This window comes from Ruegeria sp. J8, assembly GCF_056531925.1.
The window spans coordinates 115856-134762 of the sequence record NZ_JBQFMR010000001.1 but is presented as its reverse complement, the minus strand read 5'-3'; the positions used below and the strand labels follow the sequence as shown (position 1 = coordinate 134762).

Below are 18907 nucleotides of genomic sequence, written 5' to 3'. Positions count from 1 at the left end.
TGGAGAAATACGTTGCGGACTATAAGCCTATTTAGCGGATGCGGCGGCCTTGATTTAGGTCTCCATGAAGCCGGTTTTCACACAGTTTTCGCCACAGACTCCGAACCCCTGTGCGAAGAAACTTGGCGCATGAACATGCCACCGACACGCTTTGCCACTAACTCCATTGGGGCAATAACTCGCTCAGATTTGATTTCAAACCTCGGCGGCACAATTGGCGATATTCACTTGCTTGCCGGAGGTCCCCCGTGTCCCCCGTTCTCAAAAAGTCGCTTCTACCGAAAGGATAAGCCACGGGCACTACAGGACCCAAATGGACATGAGACAATAAACGGGTATTTGAACATTCTAGATTGGGTTCGCCCTCGCGGGTTCATACTAGAGAATGTAAAGGGGCTTGCTTACAAAGTTCATGCAGACGCACTTGAAACAATTGTCACGCGGGCCGAAAGTCTAGGTTATAAGGTGACAACAGGTGTCCTTAACGCGGCCGACTATGGAGTGCCTCAAATAAGAGAACGGTGTTTTGTTGTAGGGTCACTTGGTGACAAAGTTGAACTCCCAAAGCCGACTCACTCAAAACAGGCCGACTCAGGGTTGCCCGCTTGGGTCACAGCTGGTGAGGTGCTGTCTGATATCGACACAGAAGAAAACGCCTCTCACGATGGCCACTTTGCAGGTGGAAAACATCACGATCTGCTTTGTCAGGTTCCTCCCGGCGATAACTACCTGTTTTTTACAGAAAAGCGTGGGCATCCCGAACCAAAGTTTAGATGGCGAGGGAGATACTGGTCTTTCTTACTGAAGCTTAGCCCTGACATGCCATCTTGGACGATTCAAGCACGTAGATCAAACAATATGGGGCCATTTCACTGGCGGAACCGGATTTTGCGGATAAGTGAGATCAAGCGGTTGCAGACGTTTCCAGATGACTTTGCGCTTGCCGGAACGATAGAGCAACAATGGCGTCAAATCGGAAATGCTGTGCCACCTTTGTTGGCGGCAGCTGTCGGAAGAAGCGTAGCTCAAGCTATTGGCGGTAAGGTTAAAGACGCAGCATGAAGAGACTACCCTCATTTAACGATTTCTCTCCGAAAATTATCGAAGACGTCAGAAGACCGCTTGAAACGCTAAATCGTTTGGCACCAGACTTTGACGCGGTCGTAAGTGAGTGGGACAATGATTTCTTTGGCGGAGCCAAAAACAAGCGAGCCAGCACGAATATTCCCGCTACTCTCACCAACATAGGTTTGATGCACCGCTCTCCTCTTGCACTGACTGAAGTAGGGCAAAGCATACTGGCTGCACCCGACGCCGTGGAAGCCTCGCGAAGATTAGTTCGGCACATTGTTGAAAACAAAAACGGAATGGCGGTAATCGACGCAGTTCGCTCATTAATCAATCGCGGCGACAAAGTGCAGAAGGACACGTTAAAGAAAGAGCTTCAAAACCTTGGCATCGAAGGTCTCTCGAACGCAACTACCGACCACACGACTCTACTGAATTGGATGATTCACGCCGGAATGTTCAGCAAGGCTGGCCGGGCTAATCCGGTCCCTGATGATGCGGCAATAAAGTCCACACTCGGAATCTCTATGACGGAGCGTGCTCAATTCGCTGAGCTACCATTGGCTCAACAGATTTTCTTGCAGGTGCTAAGGCGGCTGGCAGAGAGCAGTGGAGCCGCAGGAATACCGGCAAAGCAAATCATAGACGAATGCCTTCGGGACTACCCTGGGCGATTTCGTGAGGATCAAATCCGTGCACTTGTCGTTAAACCTCTTTCGGACGCTGGCTGGCTAGTCATCCCACCCCCCTCCGGGAGAGGGAGAGGCGGGAAAAGCGGGCTCGTTGAACCAGCGGCGAAACTACTTGGTGTGCCAATTGAGGCAGTCTTACCTGATTTTGATCAAGTCATCCCACCGGAACTTCGCGCCAAGATAGACTTGCCACGCGAAGAAGTTCAACGCCTATTGAAGAGCAAGAAAAAGTATGATCGCGGACTTGGCCTTGAACTGCTTGCATTGAAGATGATCATTGACATTGGCTTAGAACCAAGAGCCTTTAGGCTTCGAAGTCGAGAAACTGCATACGCTGAAGTTGATCTGACTGCTGAAGGAAAGAACTTGTTGTTTTCCCGATGGAACTTCCAGTGCAAGCATACAAAGGTCAATGTCAGCCTAGGCGATGTAGCAAAAGAAGTTGGTCTAGCGATTTACTCCAAGGCGCATGTAGTTGTCGTCGTCACGACTAGTGACTTTTCAGGCGAAGCTAGAAACTACGTGCGGGAGATTACTCAAGCGACACACCTACAGTTCCTTCTAGTCAACAAGTCTATTGTAGATGCATATCTCGACCGAGGACCCGGAGTTCTACACGATCACGTTGCCGAAAATGCCGCAAACGTCATGGCACAGAAAAGAGCTCAACCCATTTCTCCAGACGAATAACCTAGACTTCCTATGTCTAAATCTGAATGCCTGAAAAGGCTGCGCGATCAAGTTGTGATTGCGCAATAGTAGTTTGAGAGAATTTGAACTGACCATGTTGCCATATCGCCAACGGGAAAATACCGCCAAAGCATAGGCCGACGGGAAAATTTCTGGATACCCACCTGAGTGGTGAATGGGCACGTCGAGCAGCGATCAAATTGATCATGAGACGGTATTTGCGAGGAATAACGGCTTTATTCTGCTTCATCCACGCCTGTTGCTTCCGCGGTTTGTGCTTTGTTCCACGCTTCTTGTGTTGTCCGCGAACCCACAACTTCCACGAAGTCGTCGGGGGTCTGTGTCGCGAATTGCTTCACTGCATCACGACCCTTCGCGAAGTAAAGTGTGGTGCCCGTTATAGGCTCAATGCCGGTGTGAACAGTGTCTCCCTCAGATTGCGCCCAGAATCCGAGGTGATCAGCCGCCTTACGAAGATGCGTATGCGACCAAGGGAAATTGTTGCCAAAAACCGCCTCAATTGCTGGGCGCATTTCTTGGACGGCATCATACGGGCGTTTGGGGTTGCGGGGATCGATATCGGCAGGTGTCGACAATTGAACGTTGCCAACAAGTTTGTAGGCAGGCGAACCCTCCTCCTGAACAAGCGTTCCGGTGTCAATTAAGTTGAGCTCCGTTGCGGCGCTGGCTGGCAAGTAGAAAGTCATCTCCTTTTCTGCATCAGCACCACTATTTCGCGGGTCCGCAACAACAACCTGATCGAAACCAATGTCGCGACCCCGACTGAGATACGAAAAGATCTCGCTTCTCGTCTTTTCGTCTCGGGAGATTAGGAGTTGCGAAAATTCTTCGCCAGTTATTGGTGCAGTTTGACCTCTTCTACGGGTGTAGACGGTTCCCTTTCTCAGGAAGGGGTCGCTTCCTTGACCACCTGCAATATCGCGAATTGCTATTGAAGGTGGCTTCTGAAGTGGCTCGACCATCAAAACACCTAGAACCCGATCATGTATATCGATGGTGCAAAACTCTGTGTTCGGCACAGGCGAGATCGCTTGCGCGATTTGTTCGGACTGTTGACCCTCATCTAATATGTTGCCCCCAATACCCACTAACAATCTGGGATTGTCGGAAACGCCAAACATGATGCAACCACCTGTTTTGTTTGCAAAGGCGGCGATGGTTTTCAGCGATTTCCTAAATGTCGGTAGCGCCATGTCGCGCTTAAATTCAAGGTCCGTGCTTTCTCGGGCGGTCACACGATATTCACCACCATCCTTGGGAACTAGAGCAAGTCTCGCGATCAACTCTTCCACGTTCATCAAAAAAACTTCCCTGCAAATTGATGCTCATAGGATTGCGCAACTCACCGCTGAGTTGCAAGCAGCCGAGGAACTTCAGTCCAAATTTTCGCGGGGACCAAACCAGTTTGAATGCAAAAATTTGACGACCTGAGATAGATAGAAAAGTCTGTGACTTCCCCCCGGTGGGGATACCTCTCGTGCTGAACTAGCTCCACTAGTGAAGAATCTCCACTTATGCAGTAAAAACAATTGGTTGACGTCACCTTGGCGTGCACCCATGATGCCTCCACAAGGCATCTCTGCCTTCGCCGAAAATCCCCAAAAGGACAACATATGATAATCTTTGATATCTGCTTTGGTCGCTACTCAATTCTCGCTCAAAGAGAGACCGATTGGCACACCTTTGGTGTTGGCTGTGATAGCCCCGGAGAGATCACTTTTGATCTACCCTATTGCAGCCTAATTCTTACGAACGAAAAGAAAGCAAATAAGAACCGTTCACAGGGTATGCTCTAGCGAACAGGCTATGGGATGCTTGCTGAGGTGTTCACTAGGGTTGACTTTGCATTGTGAACACCGCATGTCTGTGAACAGAAGTCAAATGAACAGGCAGCCCATGACCAAAACATTCCTCTATATCCGCGTCTCCACCACTGAACAGACCAGCGAACACCAGTTAATACAGGCGCGGGACGCTGGCTTTCACATCCTCGACGAAGATGTAATCACAGACCATGGAACCTCAGGGGTCAGCACGAGGCTGGCCGACAGGGAAGGCGGAAAAGAACTGCTTCACAAGCTGCGCGATGGGGACACTTTGGTTGTTCGCTGGTTGGACCGTTTGGGGCGAAACTACCGGGATGTTACCGATACTCTCAGGGAGTTGCTGCGTCGCGGGGTGACCATCAAAACCGTGATCAACCGACAGACGTTTGACGCGCACCCTAAGAGCGCCACCGATGAAGCTGTGAGAGACGCCCTTATCGGCTTCATGGCTGCACAGGCCGAAGCGCAGGCACAGGCGACCAAGGAAGCTCAAGCTGCGGGTATCGCTCATCACAAAGCTACTTCGCCTGAGAAATTCCGGGGTCGAAAGCCCACGTTCAATCGCAATCAGTTCGAAGAGGTGACAGCATTGGCGGAAGCTGGTCAGGGCCACTCAGCGATTGCGAAGGTAACGGGTCTCAACCGGAACGCCGTCATTCGCATTGCCACAGACCCCGAGAAAGCAAAGTCCATGCTCATCAAGTGGGGCATGTGGGAGCGGTCAGAGGACGCCGCCTAGCCTGAAATGTCACAACCCACATACTAGCCCTAAGAGAGGCTGACCCCGAGCGGTCCAACAGAGTGCATTGAGGAATGGTCGCTCTGATGAGGCTAAGCTGAGACGGGTCTGCTTCTCTCGGGGCAATTGGTGATGTTCAGTCCGGTATCGCTCTTGCGAACCCGTCTCGGTTGCCCTGTGGTTGCTGCATCGGGCTTGTGAGAGCGCATGCCTGACCGGGGGTGCAATCTATACTTTTCGCAGTTTGGATCAAAACTCCAATGGCTCTCTCGCTCCGGTGATTGAAGACCCATCTGACCTCGGCTGAGGTGAAGATACCCCTCAAAAAATACCCCTCATTGCCCTTATAGTTTAAGAAAGGACTTCGCATGAAACGTGATGACGATGGTGCTTTGTTATTTGCGGAAGACCACGAGCATAAGGTGCTTGTCTACAATGACTTAGATGGCGACAAAGAAGTCGATGTCATCAAAACCGGCGGGAACATCTGGTTTCACGCATCGTCGGTAGTTGAACTGATGGGCATGAAAACAGACGATGCAAAGAATACGGCCCGGACACTTAAGAGAATAGATCACCCAGACATCATCAAGATCAAAGACACACCTTTCAGGTTCTCTGATGGGCGACGTAATAGAGGCTCATTCATAAGCCCAAGGGCAATCACATCTCTGGCTGAGAAGAAGACCAAAAATCATAACCCGTTTATGTCTATTCGGTTTCGTGACTGGATGCAGGATCAAGTCTTAATGGGTCTGCCCGCCGCTGACGGGTCTCCCGCGAAGCACGAAAAGCCATCTCTCGGTCCAATCTTTCATGCGGTCACTGTAGGGCAGCCCGAAGACCACCCTGAGTTGGACCCTTTAAGGCCGATTGGTTTTTACCTACCCATGGTCAACATGCCACCCCTGCGACCTGACGAAATCGAGTTTTGCCTTTGCCACGACACGAGGAATGGTCTCGGAAAGTGCTGGTGTCGCCGAAAAGGCGGCATTCGGGTGTGGACGCAAGATCACATTCAAAACATCGATGATGAAGACGGCCCACTCGACGAGGAAGACGTCTTCGAAGTGATAACTGAGATAGTAACACACGAGCGCATCAGAACCGTGCCAGCCTGCTAGGCAGCCATCCCAAAAGCCCCCACACAAAGTCAGACACACTCCGACGCTTCCAACAAAGGCAGCGGGGTCGTTCTGCATGCCCGAAAGGAAAAGCATGAACAAGAATTACGCCCGCCCAACCGGTTCGGACGCAACCTCACTAGGCGAGCGAAACCGAACCCGGTGGACACGACATCTACGCAAACGGCTGACCGATTTGGTTCCCCCAATGGCATTCATAAGCGCCACCGAAAACTCGGTCGCCGATGCACTTCACCAGCAGCGAGCGTCTTCCGCTAAATACCCTTGGCAAGACCGACCAACATGGACGAACGCCCGCATCCGCATAGACCAGATGGCAACGCTTGAATTGCTCCAGAAGCGGCACCTCAAGGCCACCGGGAAGGAAATCTCCAAGGCTGAGGTCTTGGCAGCGCTAATGGCCTGCGGTCTCGACACAATCATCAACCACGAGGACTTCGGCGGCACGACCGCTTGAGCCTCATACCCACGACTATCAACGAAAGAAACACACCATGACTGACACCAACAATAACTCGGGCTGGGTTACGGCATCCGGCGCATTCGCTGATGCAGGGTCGAACATTGCGAACGCCTCCATTGCCAATACACCCGACACCGTAGTGGGCAACGGCGGCTTGGAGATTACTGGCACAGGGCCGGTCACAAGCAACCGCTCAGCTTCCTACACGATGGGCCAAGAAGCCACTACAGGCGGCAGCGTTATGGCGACCGTGAAGGCGCCTCACGGCGGCCCAATAGGCGACCGCAACCCCAATGGCAGCGACCTTGTCAGTATTGCCGGAATGAACACAACAGTTGCGGCTGCCGTAAACGCTGGACTTCTGGTCCGCAACCAAGACGGTTCCTATTCGGACCCTGCGGCCCCGGTTGCCCTGAAGGACCCGACCACCGACGCGAAGGCAATTGCCAAACAGGCAGACGACTCTGAGACACCGAAAGCGAAACCCTCGGGGGTCTCTTTTGGGGAAGACGCCGACGCAACCATGCAAGATTTCCTGAAAGGGCAGAACCCCGGCGACCTGTTCAAAATGGTGGACAGTATTCTTCACCGTGGCGACATGGACGAAGCCACCATTGGGCGCATGGCGAGCATGGCGGGCGTTGAACCTGATGAGATGCGAGAGAAAATCAGTGGCGTCTGGCAAGGCGCATACGAAAGCGGGATGGACATTTTGGCGGAGGCTGGCTTGGACAATGAAGATGCCTTGGCTGCCTTTATCGCCGACAACCCTCAACTTGGGGCCAACATGATCGAAGCGGCCCGCAACTTCTTCGTCTACCACAAAGCAGAAGGCCTGCGAGACATGGGGGAAACCTATTTGCCCCAGATGGATCGCTATGAACCGGAGCGCGCCAAGGAGATGCTGACCGAGGCGGGTTGGGACTATGTTGAGAAACCGGCCGGCGGCCTGCAAGTGCTGGTCAACGGCACCCCGGTGTCTTGGGAGGTCGCGGTCAAGCAACGCATCATAACTTTTAGCCAAGTGGAGGACTGAGGACATGGGTGAACACATCAACCCGAAGTGCAACCAATTATCGGGGGTGTCCTTGTCAGATCATCGGATTGCCGATGCCGCTGACGTGGCCGCTGAGGCCATGAAGAAACGAGCCGAGCGCCGCGCCGCTGAGCGGGAATACCAGCTTGCCAAGAAAGCTGCCAAGGTTACACCCGGCGCTGAGCCCCAAAGGTGGCTTTCAAACGACAACATAAGCTAACCTCTTTACCCCGCCGCCTACTTGAGGTGGTGGGGTATTTTTTTGGTGAAGGTGTCGATGGTCTGGTCCGCTAGAATCCGACAATGACTTCATTAGGGCGGCAGTCTATTCAATCTCGGGGTCTTAATTTTTTGCGTCGAGAACACTGAGTGTATCAAAATGCAACTTTCGTTTCGCAAAAAGCGCCCCTTCGATACTTCTCTCTTTCGCCAGAAGATTGAGCCGGTTTAGTAGTCAGGGCCATTTGTCGAGAGAGAAAGAGAAATGAGAATCGCAAAACTATCTGCCGCTATTTTAACCGCAGCTTTTCTTGCCGCGTGTGCGGAGGGCACCGTTGTTGTGACCGGACAGCAGCGTCCTGCAATCAACCCTGAACAGGTGAAGCTGTATCCACAGACCCCCCAGTCTTCCTATGAAGTCATTGGCCTTGTCCGTGCGAGTAGTGGCGATGGTTGGACAGACCAGCAATCCATCGACTACGCGGTGGCTGAATTGAAGAACCAAGCTGCAAAGGTCGGTGCCAACGGTGTAGTAATTGGTTCCACAGGCTCTCAAACGGGCGGTTTCATCATGATCGACAATATAGCGTATCCTTACGATGAGCAGACCGTTTCAGGGACAGCGATTTACGTGAACTAAGACGCCCTTGCTAACCCAATGCTGAGATATGCAACCTTAGGTGTGTTGGTCTAGGCGAACAAATCTTGGCGGCTTGACAGGCCGAACGACACACAATAACTCCTAGGACAGCACACATTTGGGGAAACCTAAAGGCTGCCCTAGGGCATTTCGCCCATATAAATAAGGGGTCACAGGCGCTAGTTCGATTGTTCTAGATGCTTCTCGACCGCACCAAATCTTCATATTTTTGATACTAGATACGCACTGAGTGCGTGTCGTTTTGCCTCGTTTGGCTTTGGATTTCCGATACGCGCAATTCACGTCTCGCCCGTCCGGGTTCGGACGTGTATGACGGTGAGTAAGAGCAGTCGGAAGGTGCAAATGTCTCAGACCATTACCGTATTCACAACGATGAAGAACGAAGGCCCCTATATGCTGGAATGGGTCGCGTTCCATAAGTCGTTGGGCGTGGATCACTTTGTGATCTTCACCAATGATTGCGAAGATGGCACCGACGAGATTGCGCAGCGTTTGCAAGCCCTGGGCCTTGCCACCCATGTTAACAACGAAGTGAAAGAAGGCGGCAATCCTCAACACCAGATGCTGCGACGCGCGCGCCGTCAACCCAAGGTGAAAGAGGCCGATTGGCTGATGTGTCTCGATGTGGACGAATTCTGGAACATACGCTGCGGCGACAACAGCTTTCCCTCGTTGATTGCCGAGGTAGAAGAACGGGCAGGGCAGCCGGTGGATGCGATCTCGTTTGCCTGGAAGCTGTTTGGAAGTTCGGGCAATCTCAGCTTTGAAGACAAACCCGTGACCGAGGCGTTTTCGATGGGGGATCAGGAATACCCCTATCACTCGGGCCGGGCTTACGGGTTGAAGACACTGTTCAGGAATAACGGTAAGTTTCGCCGGTTCGGACCGCATCGCCCCAAAGGGTTCGAACCCGACGAGGCCGCCGATATCGCCTGGTCGGATGCCAGTGGTAATCTGTTTCCGGCTGAAAAGGTGGGCTGGCGCGCGTGGCGTCGGTTCGATCATTCATTCGGGCGGCTACACCATTACTCAGTGCGGTCGCTGGACGGATTCCTGATCAAACGCGACCGGGGTCGGACCAACCATATCCGCATGGATCAGGGTCAGTCCTACTGGCAGGACATGAATGTCAACAAAGAGCAGGACCAATCCATTCTGCCTGCCGCACGGCGGGCCACGCCTCTGCTGGACGAATTGAAAGCAGATACGGAACTTGGTGCGCTTCACGCGACGGCTTGCGACTGGCACCGCGCCAAGATCGCCGAGATCAAGATGCGGCCGGATTGGGTGGAATTCCGGTCTTGGCTGGCTGACAATCTGACGTGACGCCCATGGCAGACGATCTTTCGAAAGAGCAGCTTCAACCTGAACATCCTGATCGCAAGACCGGGTACGAGCGCATCTTGACCGATCCCGCTCCGCCGTGGTTCGTGGAGCTTTACCCCGGCGGTGATGGCACCGGATTTCTGGAAAAACTCGACCGCCACTCGATCCTGTTTCATCAGCGGTCTGCATCGCAGCTGGTTGTTAGCTTTGACAATATTGCCAACGCAAACGACCTGTCCTTTGCGCGCGAACCCTGGGGGTGGAAGTTCTTTCGCGATGAGGGGTGGTCGCATATGGGGGTCTTTGCCCGCACCAAAGCCTGGTATCGCGACCCCGAGATTTTGACTTATTTCGAAGGTAAGGCTGCCGCAGGCTTCTTTAACGGTTTTGACCGGGTCGTGTTTGCCGGGGCCTCGATGGGCGGGTTCGGCGCGCTGACTTTCTCACAGCTTGTTCCGGGCGCGCATGTGATCGCGTTTAATCCGCAAACCACGCTGGATGAGCGTCTGGTGCCATGGGAAACCCGCTATCGATTCGGCCGGGTACAGGATTGGGATCTGCCCTTGAGCGATGCGGTGCAGACGGTGGGTGCGGCTGGGCGTGCCTATGTATTTTATGACCCTTTCTTCGATCTGGACCGCAAACAGGTCGAGCGTTTGCAAGGCGACAATGTGTTGTTGCTCAAGACCTGGTTTTCCAACCATTTTGCTGCCCCGATGCTGCGCAAACTGGATATCCTGAAACCGGTCATGCTGGGCGCGATGGACGGCACGTTGGAACCGGAAGGGTTTTACAAGATGATGCGCGCGCGCCGCCGTTTGCCCTTGTATATGCGCGGCATCGAGAGCATGGCAGGCGACCGCCATGACGCATTGGTCCGGCAGGCGCGCCAACGGTTTCGTAGGCTGCGCCGTTCCGCGATGGCCGCCGCAAGCGACGCGTCATGACCGCCGCGCGGGGCGTCTTTATCGGTCAGCGCAAGGATCGCATGGGCGCGCGTCTGCTGATGATGCTGACCTGCATTCGTTTGGCCGAGGATTTTGGCGCCGACTATAAGGTCAACTGGTTTCCCAAAGGCGCCGACGCCCCCGAGTTGGACACGCCTTCGGAGTTGTTCACCCAAAGCTGGATGGACATGCATTTTCTGGATGCGCATGCATTCGATGCGTTGACACAGGACGCATTGCCGGTCTGGTCGTTTCTGGGGGACAAATCGCCGGATCGGTTGCAGGCGCATCTGGCCGTGGGTCGCTCGGTCCTGGTCGAGGAAGGGTTCGAGGTCCTGGCCTTTCCATGGGAGGATATCGAAACCATCCGCCCCCGGTATCGGAACTTCATCCATCGGATTGGATTTGCCGAGGATATCCGGGCCGTCATGGAGCAGGCTGATGCACGGCTTTCGGGGCAGGGGGTGTCAGCCTATCACATACGCCGTGGCGACATTCTGAATGGCGAACCGTGGAAGCACACCACATGGCCCGCCAAGATTGAGCCCGAAGAGTTGTACGAGGCGCATTTGGAAAAGACCAAGGGCCAAACGGCAATCATGTTCTCGGACCAACCGGAACTGATCGCCCGGTTCCAGAGCAAATTCCCGCAGCTTTTGCAGATGTCCGATATCGCCGACCTGTCCAGCCTGTCCCGCGCCAAGCGCGATTTCCTAGAACTTTATGCGATGTCGCGGGCCGATCAGGTGATTGCCCCGTTCATCTCGGCCTTCTCCATGGCAGCGGCACGGATTTCAGGGCAGCAACGGAAAGTGTTTCGGGAGGTTCTGACCGAAGAAGAGATGCAAGCCGCGAACGAGCGTATGGTTCAGCGTCTCGGTAAAGGTGCGGATCAATTTCTGAACTTGTCCGAAGCGGCACATGTATATTCCAAGGCGTCGTTCTTTCTTCACGGCCTTGGGTCAGGGGATCGATTTGACGAAGCCAAAATGCTTGTCGACCCCTTATTGCAGGCCGGGGCTGACAATGCGTTCTTGCCTTTGTTGCAGGCGCTGAACCTTTTCTACCTCCGGGATTGGGCTGCAGCGTTGACCTTGACCGAGCAGGCCCTGAACAACCCCAACCTGTGGCCCGAGGATCATGCGGTGGCCACGGCTTTGCGCGCTGCCATTTTGGGCGGTCAGAAGCGGCGTTGGATGGCGGCTCAGACCTTTGGGCGTGCGTTCTGGACCAAGCCGCTGCGCCCTGATGTTATCATTTTCGGGTCTCGGTTGGTTTATCGTGATCAGATGTCATATCGCGCGATGCCTCCGCTGGATTGGGTCATGCTGAAAAGCGTTCGACGGCCATGGTTCAACTACAATTCACATGTCGCGCAACGCAAAGTTCTGGTTCGGTTGCCCTGCAACTTTGATCTGCTGCTGTTGGATTGGGCCTGTCTAGCTATAGACCAGAGGGCGCAGCGTCTTGCCTCGAACGCTGCGAGCCTGTCGGTGCTTTTGGAAAGCATGCAGAGTTCGACCCTGTTGCCGGAAGACGTTCGGATGTCGCCTGAAAGCGCGGCGTTCCAAGGCACGAAGGCTCTGATCCAGTTGCATTTGGGCGAAGCCAGCTTGGGGCAAGCGATCGATACGGCCCAAAGGGCGGTGCAGGACTTGCCTGATAGTGCACTGTATCTAAAGCGGCTGGCCGAACTCCTCGAGCAGGCAGGTGACATTGTTTCCGCCCGCCTGACCATGGCGGAGGCTTTGGCCTGTGACCCGGACAATCCGTTCCTGATCTTCGCAATGGGGCAGTTTCTGACGCGCAACGACGCCGTAGAACAAGGCCAGAACCAGATCATTCAAGCGGCGGATCTGGATGACAATACCGCCGCAATTCAGGGCGAGGCAGGGCAAATCCTATTGCGGCGCGGAGATCGGCAGCAGGCCCGCAGATACCTGAAACGCGCGCGCGACCTGTGTCCGACCTTCAAAAAATTCTCGAACCAGCTAAAGCGGGCAGGCGGCGATGGGTGAGTTTTCCGCTTGGTGCCCCTGCCAAAAATTCGTAGTTTGTTCGCAAAATCTAAACGATCCCGCGACGAAGCTCCGGGCAACAAGAAAGCAGCAGGGCAGTCTTTCATGACCGATCAGGATCCACGCTTTATCAGCATTACCCCTATGAAAAACGAAGGCCCCTTCGTGCTGGAATGGGTGGCGCATAACCGGGCGATAGGCGTGGACCAGATCGTCGTGATGACCAACGATTGTACCGACGGCACAGACGCTCTGTTGGGGCGGTTGGATGAGCGTGGGATCGTCACTCATGTAGACAACAACTCGCGCCGTCGGACCAGCCCACAGAAACGCGCCTATAACGCTTTCATGCGGATGGAAATTGCGCGCCCGCAAGACTGGGTCATTGTGATTGACGCGGATGAGCATATCAACGTCAAGACCGGCGACAACACGCTGCGCGCGCTGACGCAGGCGATCCCCGAGGCCAGGACCATCTCGATGACATGGCGGCTTTTCGGCAATGCGGGGGTCGAGCGGTATGAGGATCGGTTTCTGTCGGATCAGTTTCGGCAGGCCGCGCCCGAGCGGATTTTTCGACCTCCGCAAGCGTGGGGCTTTAAGACGATGTTCCAGCGAGAGCTTTGGGACGCGCTGGGCGTGCACCGGCCCAAGCGCCCAACGGTCGAGACGATGGAGGAATGCCATTGGTACAACGGCTCGGGTCAGCGGATGCCGGACCGGTACTATGACAAGAGCTGGCGTTCAGCGCGGGATTCGGTGGGGTATGACCTGGTGCAACTGAACCACTACGCCCTGAAATCCTGCGAGAGCTATTTAGTAAAGAAGATGCGCGGGCGGGCGCATCATTTGGGCGAAAGCCTTGGTATGGAATACTGGAACATGATGAACCAGAACGCCGAAACAAACACATCCATCGATGCCGTTCTGGATCGCAAACGGACGATTTACTACGAGATGCTATCCGACCCCGAAACGGCGCGTTTGCATCATAAATCCTGTGACCTGCATCGCCAGCACATTGCCCAGCTGCGCGAACAGCCTGAAATGCGGGAATTGATGCAGCAGATGACATCGGGGTTCGAGGTCAGCCAGCCGTGAGGCAGGGTTTGGGCAGTAAGGCGAGGGTGCTCTGATGCTGTGGCTACATCTGGGCATGCCCAAAACCGGCACGACCGCTTTGCAGGGGTTTTTGCGCGACAATTCTTCGGCTCTGGCGGATGCGGGTCTGCACTATATGGAGGCCGGGCGCAGGCGGTTGGAGGGTAAAACCCGACTGGTGATGAGCCACAACATCATCGCCTTTCACATCAACCAGACCAATGAGCCCATGGACCCGTTCCGCGCAGCCATGACCAGCGAATTCGACGATCATGCGGATCGGACCTGCCTCGTGTCCTCCGAAATGTTCTATTCGGTCGATTTGGCGCGTTTGGCACAAGTATTCGCGGAAATCCCAGCACGGCAGCTACGGATCACCTTCTATTGCCGCCGCTATTCCGATTTCTTCGAGGCCGACTACAAGCAGCGCGCCAAGAACGGTCGTTTGGTGAATGCGGGTTCGGGCTATATCAAGGCGCAGCTTGCGCAGATCGAGGCCAATCCGGCGCAGTATAGTTTCGCCGCCAAAGTTGCCGACATTCGCACCGCTTTTCCCGGTGTCACCGTGGTGCCGATGCTATATGATCGGGCTGAGATGACGAATGGCCATGTGGTGGCCGATTTTTTGACGCGGGTCGGGACTCCGGTCGCGGATGACCTGATGGGCCAGCAACCTGCCAATCCGTCCCAGTCACGTGCCGCGAGCGAAGCCTTTGGTATCGTGACCCGCGCAATGGGGCGCAGGAAAAGCCGTCAGTTGCGGCGGACCACACTGGATTATCCAGTCATGGTGCGCCGCAACGATGTGCTGGAACCGGACGAGCGCGCGTGGTTGGATGAATACATGGCTGGCCAAGACTTGTCCTTTCAGCGGGAATTCTTCCCTGATCGGCACAGCCTGTTTTCGCAGGTCGAGTTGAGCGCGCAGGAACAGGCATTTCGCCGAGACACGCCGCAGGAATATGAGGCGCTAAGGAAGGCATCCGAAATCGTGTTCCGGTTGGCGCTGGAGGCGCAGCCTTAGGGTAAAGTTACCAGCCAGTCAGCCAGCTTGTCACCGATTAGGTGCGGGTTGTCTTCCTGTATGAAATGAATGCCCGGCCCGATATCGACGGTCTGCAAGTTCTGGATGGTCTCGCGGCACCACGCGACGCCATCTTCCCGGATCGTACCACCAGGGCTGGCATAAAACAGCAACATGGGTATTTCGGTCTCACCCATCCATTGACTATAGGCACTGACGATCTGGTGCATGTCCAAGGGAGCGCCATCAATCGGTATCTCGCGGGGCCATACCCGCACTGGTTGGCGGCTGCGCGCGGTTGGGTAGGGCGCGCGGTAGGCGTCCATCTCTTGCTGGGTCAGGTCGCGGACAATGGCGCTGGGCAGGATTTTTTCGACAAACATGTTCAGACCCGAGATCAGCGCCCATCCCAGTCCCGGTGTACGCATCATCTTGAATCCGGCGCGGAAATCAGAGGGGAATGCGACCCATGTCATCGGGCGAATGATCCCTTCCATAAACGCGATGCCGCGGATGTTTTCGGGATGTCGGCTTGCATAGTGAAACCCAAGGGCCGAACCCCAGTCGTGGATGACCAGTATTACATTCGTCAGACCTAGCGCCTTGATGAACCCGTCGACAAAGGGGACGTGATCGACAAACCGATAGGGGATGTCGGGTTTGTCCGATTTGCCCATACCGATCAAATCCATCGCAATGGCGCGATGGCCCTTGGCAGCATAGGGGATGATATTGCGCCACAGATAGGATGAGGTCGGGTTGCCGTGCAGAAACAGAACTGGTGCGCCTTCGCCCTCATCCACATAGTGAATTTTCTGGCCGTTGACTTCGACATATTTGGAGTCGAACGGAAATTCGGCTGAGATCGGCTTTTCGGAATGCATTGAAGGGGCCTTTCTGAGGTGCGCGCATGTAAGGCGCTGCGGATGCGTGACCATAGCAGTCCTTTTCGGCAGTAGGATAAACAATCGCGTTAGTCGCTAAAGGCGCTGGGCGGCATGGTCTTCCGATTGTAGCATTCATTTGCCCTTCTGGTCGGGGCCGCAAACAGGAAGGAGCAGCCCGTGGTCGATATCCCTAAGCCCTCAGCCCGGATTGAACTGCTTTCGCGCGCGGCACATCCCGGTTTGATGGATGCGGCGACCGATCCCGATTTGCTGATCGTACTGATCCTGGCCAATCTGATGAGCGACCGGCTGTGGCATATCCGCGATCAGATACTGTCCCGAGTGGACCCGACGGGGCGGGATCTCGCGCCAAACAGCCAGGTCACCCATGAGATGCTGGAGTATATCGACCGCCACTTCACCCATGACTTCCCCATGGGCACGGCAGATCGTGTGGGGCTGCTGAACCTTCAGGATGAAAGGGACCGGCTGGGGGTAGAACCTGTTGATCGCATCAAGGCACAGCTTTGGCGGCACGTGACCCGCCGCCGCTCGGACGGGTTGTTGACCCCCTCGCTGGACATCTTTCCGGTGCTCGAACGAGATCAATTGCCGCTTTACATCTACAATACAATCGACGGTTTGCATGCTATGTCGCGTCTGATGGGCCATAAAAAGCACCGGCCTATGGGTGTCACCGTTTGCGCGGATGAGGCTACGCTGACAACGTCGCTGGCCACAATCCTGCACGGTATTTCGCTGATGGATGCTTTTATGGTCGGCTCTCCGGGCCACTACACGACGTTGTTGCAAAAGGACGGCCAGCGGTTCTGGTGCAACGGAAAGCCGGAGTATTTTGACCATGCGGGGTGGCAGAGGCTCACGAACGGCCCGGATGCCGCCGACCCTCTGGCCGAGTTCGACCGACGCGTGCCCTATGCCGACAGGTTTATCACCATGTACGGAACCTTGGTGCTAGACGGCAGGCCAAGTACGATTCCGTCAGAGCAATTGGATCGCTTCAATGCGGATTGCAGGGCGTTTTTCGGGATTGAGCTGCCGCCGTTCCGAACACTTCGCCACCAAGGCGTGAGCTTCGTCCCTAGCCGGGCGACAACCGAACAATTGAGGCGCTTTGACACGCTGAAAGGCGCAGACGAGGTGCGCAGCCTGTTGACCGAGCTTGCGGCTTCGGATGATCTCTCGGTCTTTGGAAAGGCGCGGTATTGCTATCGGGATGTGTCGATTCAGGCGCCGGGGGCGTATCTGGCGAACTCTTTGCGCGGACCGAAACTGCGGCAGGCGGCGCAGGAAATTGATGGGGTGGAGGCCGCGCTGGACCGGATCAGGCGGATCGCGGGAGATGTCAGTATCTATGGCCGCCGCGAGAGGATTGCGATGGCCGATGAAGTGCTGTTGTTTGATACGGGCGATGATGTGGACCGCGGGCTGTTGCTGCTGTCGTTGCTTCTGGCCTCGCCAGGCATCGACGCAGAAGCGAAGCGCGCCATGCAACTTATCGCTACGAAAGAGGCGACGTTTCTGACCTTGGGCCATACCGTTCTGGATGTCGCAACGTTGAAGCAAACCGATGCAGCGGTTGGCTCGACCCTACTGCGGTTGAGCGTTGAGTCGCTGACCGCGATCTAGGGCTACTCCACTACGATCTCTTGCCGTTGCCGTCCGGTTGTCTTGTCGAATATCAGGATGCGGTTGTCGTCCGTGACCACGGCGTACCAGTTGTTCCCGATGGTGACCGCCTGCGCCTTGGCGCCGTTTGGCAACTCGATCTGATCGGGCAGGGTGGGGGTTCTGTCCGATAGCCGGATGACAATCAGCGCGAATGTCACTAGAACGCCGCCAATCATCACCGCGGTCAGCAGCATGACCATCCGCCGCAGCAATCGAAGCTGAGGCGTTTCCTGCGGTTCTTGCGGTTCGGAAGGGACAGTCATGGGCACTCGCCAGATTGAATTTCAGATCGCGGCAGATCCGCCGCCACGCCTTGATAAGGCGCTTTCGCGGGATGTGCCACCCGAGGAAAACCTGTCTCGTACGCGTCTTGCCCGATTGATCGAAGAAGGTGCCGTGTGGATCAACGGAACCGTGGCCAGCGATCCCAAGGCAAAAGTGGCCGAGGGCACATCTGTCACGATTGCGGTGGCCGTGGCCGAAGACAGCCATATCGGCCCCGAGGATATCCCGCTGGAGGTGGTGTTCGAGGACGCCGATTTGATCGTCATCAACAAACCCGCAGGCATGGTAGTGCATCCCGCACCAGGCTCGCCCAATGGAACGCTGGTGAATGCTCTGCTGCATCATTGCGGAGATGACCTGTCGGGCGTGGGTGGCGTAAAGCGTCCGGGTGTCGTGCATCGAATTGACAAGGAAACCAGCGGCTTGCTGGTCGTCGCTAAATCAGATGCCGCGCATCACGGCCTGGCCGCCCAATTCGAGGCCCACACGGTCGAGCGCTATTATCGTGCTGTGTGCTACGGTGTTCCCGACGCCAACGATCCCCGTTTGCGCGGTGTGAAGGGTGTCAGTTTTGAGCCCGGCAACATCATGCGCCTGACCACGCAATTGGCCCGTCACAAGACCGACCGACAGAGACAAGCGGTTCTTTTCCATGGCGGGCGTCATGCCGTGACGCGGGCGCGGGTGGTTGAGACATTTGGCGACCCGGCGGGATTGGCCTTGATCGAATGCTGGCTGGAAACGGGCAGAACGCACCAGATTCGCGTGCATATGGCCCATGCGGGACACGGTTTGGTGGGCGATCCCGTCTATGGCGGCAAACGCAAGCTCGCGGCCAAAGCGTTCAGTACTGATACCGCCGAAGCGGTGCGCGCCTTCCCGCGACAGGCTTTGCACGCCGCGGTTCTGGGGTTCGAGCACCCCGTCACTGGCGATATTTTGCGGTTTGAGGCTAATTTGCCGGAAGACATGGAGAAACTGATTGATAAGCTGCGCGCGCCGTTGTCATAATATGCGCACACTCGTGAGTAACGCGTTCTTATCTTTTCTTTATCGTTGGTTAACAC

Annotated in this window: 18 protein-coding genes; 15 read left to right on the top strand and 3 right to left on the bottom strand. The window is 55.3% G+C overall.

Going from position 1 to position 18907, the window contains the following annotated elements; genetic code table 11:
* The first annotated feature begins 12 nt into the window (after positions 1-12).
* Both ACR0L1_RS00625 and ACR0L1_RS00620 read left to right on the top strand, forming a co-directional pair.
* Complete coding sequence (locus tag ACR0L1_RS00625) at positions 13-1062, top strand: DNA cytosine methyltransferase (protein ID WP_480856627.1); 1050 nt, start codon at positions 13-15, stop codon at positions 1060-1062.
* On the top strand, positions 1059-2450 hold the full coding sequence (locus tag ACR0L1_RS00620) for a restriction endonuclease (protein WP_480856625.1): 1392 nt from the start codon (positions 1059-1061) through the stop codon (positions 2448-2450). The genes ACR0L1_RS00625 and ACR0L1_RS00620 overlap by 4 nt, the downstream gene beginning before the upstream one ends.
* A 236-nt stretch (positions 2451-2686) precedes the next feature.
* Here ACR0L1_RS00620 and ACR0L1_RS00615 read toward each other — a convergent pair whose 3' ends face one another.
* Positions 2687-3769, bottom strand: coding sequence for an ATP-binding protein (locus tag ACR0L1_RS00615; protein ID WP_480856623.1), 1083 nt, complete (start codon positions 3767-3769; stop codon positions 2687-2689).
* 598 nt (positions 3770-4367) lie between these two features.
* On the opposite strand from ACR0L1_RS00615, the gene ACR0L1_RS00610 reads away from it, so the two are divergent.
* The 11 genes from ACR0L1_RS00610 to ACR0L1_RS00560 all read left to right on the top strand — a co-directional run bounded on the left by ACR0L1_RS00610 (position 4368) and on the right by ACR0L1_RS00560 (position 14976).
* A complete protein-coding gene (locus ACR0L1_RS00610; protein ID WP_480856621.1) occupies positions 4368-5036 on the top strand; it encodes a recombinase family protein in 669 nt (222 codons plus the stop codon).
* Between the two features lie 368 nt (positions 5037-5404).
* Positions 5405-6160, top strand: a complete 756-nt coding sequence (locus ACR0L1_RS00605) for a BRO-N domain-containing protein (protein WP_480856619.1) — start codon at positions 5405-5407, stop codon at positions 6158-6160.
* Between the two features lie 208 nt (positions 6161-6368).
* The gene (locus tag ACR0L1_RS00600) at positions 6369-6638 is read left to right on the top strand and encodes a hypothetical protein (protein WP_480856617.1); all 270 of its coding nucleotides are present in this window, start codon (positions 6369-6371) and stop codon (positions 6636-6638) included.
* Between the two features lie 37 nt (positions 6639-6675).
* Complete coding sequence (locus tag ACR0L1_RS00595; protein ID WP_480856615.1) at positions 6676-7680, top strand: hypothetical protein; 1005 nt, start codon at positions 6676-6678, stop codon at positions 7678-7680.
* Positions 7681-7684: 4 nt separating this feature from the next.
* The gene (locus tag ACR0L1_RS00590; RefSeq protein ID WP_480856613.1) at positions 7685-7900 is read left to right on the top strand and encodes a hypothetical protein; all 216 of its coding nucleotides are present in this window, start codon (positions 7685-7687) and stop codon (positions 7898-7900) included.
* Between the two features lie 264 nt (positions 7901-8164).
* Positions 8165-8539: a DUF4156 domain-containing protein gene (locus ACR0L1_RS00585; protein ID WP_480856611.1), complete on the top strand. Its 375-nt coding sequence runs from the start codon at positions 8165-8167 to the stop codon at positions 8537-8539.
* A gap of 363 nt (positions 8540-8902) precedes the next feature.
* Positions 8903-9886, top strand: coding sequence for a glycosyltransferase family 2 protein (locus ACR0L1_RS00580; protein WP_170769430.1), 984 nt, complete (start codon positions 8903-8905; stop codon positions 9884-9886).
* A gap of 5 nt (positions 9887-9891) precedes the next feature.
* Positions 9892-10833 (top strand): hypothetical protein, encoded by a 942-nt coding sequence (locus ACR0L1_RS00575; protein ID WP_480856609.1) that lies wholly within the window; start codon positions 9892-9894, stop codon positions 10831-10833.
* The gene (locus ACR0L1_RS00570; RefSeq protein WP_480856607.1) at positions 10830-12851 is read left to right on the top strand and encodes a hypothetical protein; all 2022 of its coding nucleotides are present in this window, start codon (positions 10830-10832) and stop codon (positions 12849-12851) included. The genes ACR0L1_RS00575 and ACR0L1_RS00570 overlap by 4 nt, the downstream gene beginning before the upstream one ends.
* 105 nt (positions 12852-12956) lie before the next feature.
* Positions 12957-13952 (top strand): glycosyltransferase family 2 protein, encoded by a 996-nt coding sequence (locus ACR0L1_RS00565; RefSeq protein ID WP_480856605.1) that lies wholly within the window; start codon positions 12957-12959, stop codon positions 13950-13952.
* Between the two features lie 34 nt (positions 13953-13986).
* On the top strand, positions 13987-14976 hold the full coding sequence (locus ACR0L1_RS00560; RefSeq protein ID WP_480856603.1) for a hypothetical protein: 990 nt from the start codon (positions 13987-13989) through the stop codon (positions 14974-14976).
* Here ACR0L1_RS00560 and ACR0L1_RS00555 read toward each other — a convergent pair.
* On the bottom strand, positions 14973-15860 hold the full coding sequence (locus ACR0L1_RS00555) for a haloalkane dehalogenase (RefSeq protein WP_480856601.1): 888 nt from the start codon (positions 15858-15860) through the stop codon (positions 14973-14975). The two genes, ACR0L1_RS00560 and ACR0L1_RS00555, sit on opposite strands and share 4 nt — an antisense overlap.
* Positions 15861-16040: 180 nt before the next feature.
* Here ACR0L1_RS00555 and ACR0L1_RS00550 point away from each other — a divergent pair, with 180 nt between their 5' ends.
* On the top strand, positions 16041-17513 hold the full coding sequence (locus ACR0L1_RS00550) for a hypothetical protein (RefSeq protein ID WP_480856599.1): 1473 nt from the start codon (positions 16041-16043) through the stop codon (positions 17511-17513).
* A 2-nt stretch (positions 17514-17515) separates the two neighbouring features.
* On the opposite strand, the gene ACR0L1_RS00545 is transcribed toward ACR0L1_RS00550, so the two are convergent.
* Positions 17516-17818: a DUF6476 family protein gene (locus ACR0L1_RS00545; RefSeq protein ID WP_170769438.1), complete on the bottom strand. Its 303-nt coding sequence runs from the start codon at positions 17816-17818 to the stop codon at positions 17516-17518.
* Here ACR0L1_RS00545 and ACR0L1_RS00540 point away from each other — a divergent pair.
* Entirely contained in the window at positions 17817-18851 is a 1035-nt protein-coding gene (locus tag ACR0L1_RS00540) for an RluA family pseudouridine synthase (protein ID WP_480856597.1), read from the top strand. The two genes, ACR0L1_RS00545 and ACR0L1_RS00540, sit on opposite strands and share 2 nt — an antisense overlap.
* The last annotated feature ends 56 nt before the right edge of the window (positions 18852-18907 follow it).